General features: G+C 54.0%; 1 tRNA gene and 2 rRNA genes. All 3 read right to left on the minus strand.

The annotated features are described in order from the left end of the window. Positions 1–70 precede the first annotated feature (70 nt). Positions 71–147, minus strand: a tRNA-Met gene (locus NKI49_RS33035). 143 nt (positions 148–290) lie between these two features. Continuing rightward, positions 291–405: ribosomal RNA gene (gene rrf, locus NKI49_RS33040) — 5S ribosomal RNA — on the minus strand. Between the two features lie 275 nt (positions 406–680). Continuing rightward, positions 681–3,490, minus strand: a 23S ribosomal RNA gene (locus tag NKI49_RS33045). Positions 3,491–3,537: the final 47 nt, after the last annotated feature.

The following is a 3,537-nucleotide window of genomic DNA, read 5'->3' on the forward strand; positions in this document are numbered from 1 at the left end:
GCTTGGTGGGTCTGGGGTTAGCTTGGAATCGAAACAGCCCGCGGGCGAGAGCCGGGCGGGCTGTTTGATTTGGTTGCGGGGACAGGATTTGAACCTGTGACCTTCAGGTTATGAGCCTGACGAGCTACCGGGCTGCTCCACCCCGCGTCAACCCTTGCTTGGTTTGATCCGCCAACTGAAAGGGCCGCTTGCGCGGCCCCGGATCCCTTGGCGGGCCTTGTTTTCATAAAGAGAAGATTTCTCTATCCAGCATTTTGGCTCTGGATATGAGATGAACGTGCATTTAGCAGACCTGGCAGCGACCTACTCTCCCGCGTCTTGAGACGAAGTACCATCAGCGCTGGAGCGTTTCACGGCCGAGTTCGGAATGGGATCGGGTGCAGCCGCTCCGCCATAACCACCAGGTCGGCAAAACGCACGTTGTTTCGAGAAGCTGGAATAGGGAATAGTGAGTAGCGAATAGTGAGTAGGGGATGCCTATTCGCTATTGGCTCATGCTCTTCACCTGTCTTTTTGTGCCTGAGCGACATCCACAGTTTGCTTCCGGGCAAAGCCCGCAAGCGCGACTGCGCGTCGCCGGTTTTCCGGCGCCCTCGCTTAAGCTTAGGCCCTGCAAGGGCCGCTCATGCGTGAGCGCTGGTAGACCATTTGACTTCGTCAAATGGGCATAAGGAATGAGAACGATCAAGCCGATCGAACTATTAGTACCGGTAAGCTTCAAGCGTTGCCGCTCTTCCACACCCGGCCTATCAACGTGGTCGTCTTCCACGGTTCTCAGGGAATACTCGTTTTAAGGTGGGTTTCCCGCTTAGATGCCTTCAGCGGTTATCCCGTCCGGATATAGCTACCCTGCTATGCGGCTGGCGCCACAACAGGTCCACCAGAGATCCGTCCATCCCGGTCCTCTCGTACTAGGGACAGATCCTTTCAATATTCCTACACCCACGGCAGATAGGGACCGAACTGTCTCACGACGTTCTGAACCCAACTCACGTACCGCTTTAAATGGCGAACAGCCATACCCTTGGGACCTGCTCCAGCCCCAGGATGCGATGAGTCGACATCGAGGTGCCAAACAACCCCGTCGATATGGACTCTTGGGGGTCATCAGCCTGTTATCCCCGGCGTACCTTTTATCCGTTGAGCGATGGCCCTTCCACGCGGGACCACCGGATCACTATGACCGACTTTCGTCTCTGCTCGACTTGTCAGTCTCGCAGTCAGGCAGGCTTATGCCATTGCACTCAGCGAACGATTTCCGACCGTTCTGAGCCCACCATCGCGCGCCTCCGTTACTCTTTAGGAGGCGACCGCCCCAGTCAAACTACCCACCATACATTGTCCCGGACCCGGATAACGGGCCGCGGTTAGACATCCATAGTGATAAGGGTGGTATTTCAAGGGTGGCTCCACCTGAGCTGGCGCCCAGGTTTCAAAGCCTACCACCTATCCTACACATGCCACTACGAATGCCAATGTAAAGCTATAGTAAAGGTGCACGGGGTCTTTCCGTCTAACCGCAGGAACCCCGCATCTTCACGGGGAATTCAATTTCACTGAGTCTATGCTGGAGACAGCGGGGAAGTCGTTACGCCATTCGTGCAGGTCGGAACTTACCCGACAAGGAATTTCGCTACCTTAGGACCGTTATAGTTACGGCCGCCGTTTACTGGGGCTTCGATTCAGAGCTTGCACCCCTCCTCTTAACCTTCCAGCACCGGGCAGGCGTCAGACCCTATACGTCGTCTTGCGACTTCGCAGAGCCCTGTGTTTTTGATAAACAGTCGCTACCCCCTGGTCTGTGCCACCCTCCTCTACTTGCGTAGAAAAGGGTCACGCTTCTTCCGAAGTTACGCGTGCAATTTGCCGAGTTCCTTCAGCATAGTTCTCTCAAGCGCCTTGGTATACTCTACCAGACCACCAGTGTCGGTTTCGGGTACGGTTTATAAGGAGGAGCTATTTCCTGGAACCACGCAGCAGCCCGTTCAATCCGATAAGATTGGACTACCTCAATGATCCGTCACTACCTCCAAGCCCACGAATATTAACGTGGTTCCCATCGACTACGCGTTTCCGCCTCGTCTTAGGGGCCGGCTAACCCTGCTCAGATTAGCTTTAAGCAGGAACCCTTGGTCTTTCGGCGGGGGAGTCTCTCACTCCCCTTACGTTACTCATGTCAGCATTCGCACTTCTGATACCTCCACCACCCCTCACGGGTATGGCTTCGTCAGCTTACAGAACGCTCCGCTACCGCTTGACCCTTGCGGATCAAACCCTAAGCTTCGGTGTATGGCTTTAGCCCCGTTACATTTTCGGCGCAAAGACCCTTATTTAGACCAGTGAGCTGTTACGCTTTCTTTAAATGATGGCTGCTTCTAAGCCAACATCCTGGTTGTTTTGGGATCCTCACATCCTTTCCCACTTAGCCATAACTTGGGGACCTTAGCTGTAGGTCAGGGTTGTTTCCCTTTTCACGACGGACGTTAGCACCCGCCGTGTGTCTGCCGACTAGTACTCCCAGGTATTCGGAGTTTGGTTAGGTTTGGTAATCCGGTGAGGACCCCTAGCCCATCCAGTGCTCTACCCCCTGGGGTATTCGGTCGACGCTCTACCTAAATAGATTTCGCGGAGAACCAGCTATTTCCGAGTTTGATTGGCCTTTCACCCCTAGCCACAAGTCATCCCGAACTATTGCAACAGTTATGGGTTCGGTCCTCCAGTAAGTGTTACCTTACCTTCAACCTGCTCATGGCTAGATCACTCGGTTTCGGGTCTAATGCGACGAACTGAACGCCCTGTTCAGACTCGCTTTCGCTGCGCCTACACCTAGCGGTTTAAGCTTGCTCGTCACACTAAGTCGCTGACCCATTATACAAAAGGTACGTGGTCACCCAGGACGAACCTTGGGCTTCCACTGTTTGTAGGCAATCGGTTTCAGGTACTCTTTCACTCCCCTTGTCGGGGTGCTTTTCACCTTTCCCTCACGGTACTAGTTCGCTATCGGTCATGCACGAGTACTTAGGCTTGGAGGGTGGTCCCCCCAATTTCAGACAGGATTTCACGTGTCCCGCCTTACTCGAGGACGATTGATTGCATTACGCGTACGGGGCTGTCACCCACTATGGCCCTACTTTCCAGAAGGTTCCGCTTGTCTCTCAATCGCCACTGGCCTGGTCCGGGTTCGCTCGCCACTACTTCCGGAGTCTCGGTTGATGTCCTTTCCTACGGGTACTTAGATGTTTCAGTTCCCCGCGTTCGCCACTTTACCCCTATGTATTCAGGGTAAGTTACCTATAACAGATACTTGGAAACCACAGCAGCAAGTCACCTTGCTACTCTGATTTTCCAAGCACCTTAGGTGGGTTTCCCCATTCGGAAATCTACGGATCAAAGGGTATTCGCACCTCCCCGTAGCTTATCGCAGCGTATCACGTCCTTCATCGCCTGTGCATGCCAAGGCATCCACCAATTGCCCTTAAGACACTTGATCGTTCTCATTGCCAATGCCCACCCGCGCGATCTCGAAGAGATCGTCGC

Source organism: Mesorhizobium sp. M0587 (genome assembly GCF_040320945.1).
Taxonomy (GTDB): Bacteria; Pseudomonadota; Alphaproteobacteria; order Rhizobiales; family Rhizobiaceae; genus Mesorhizobium.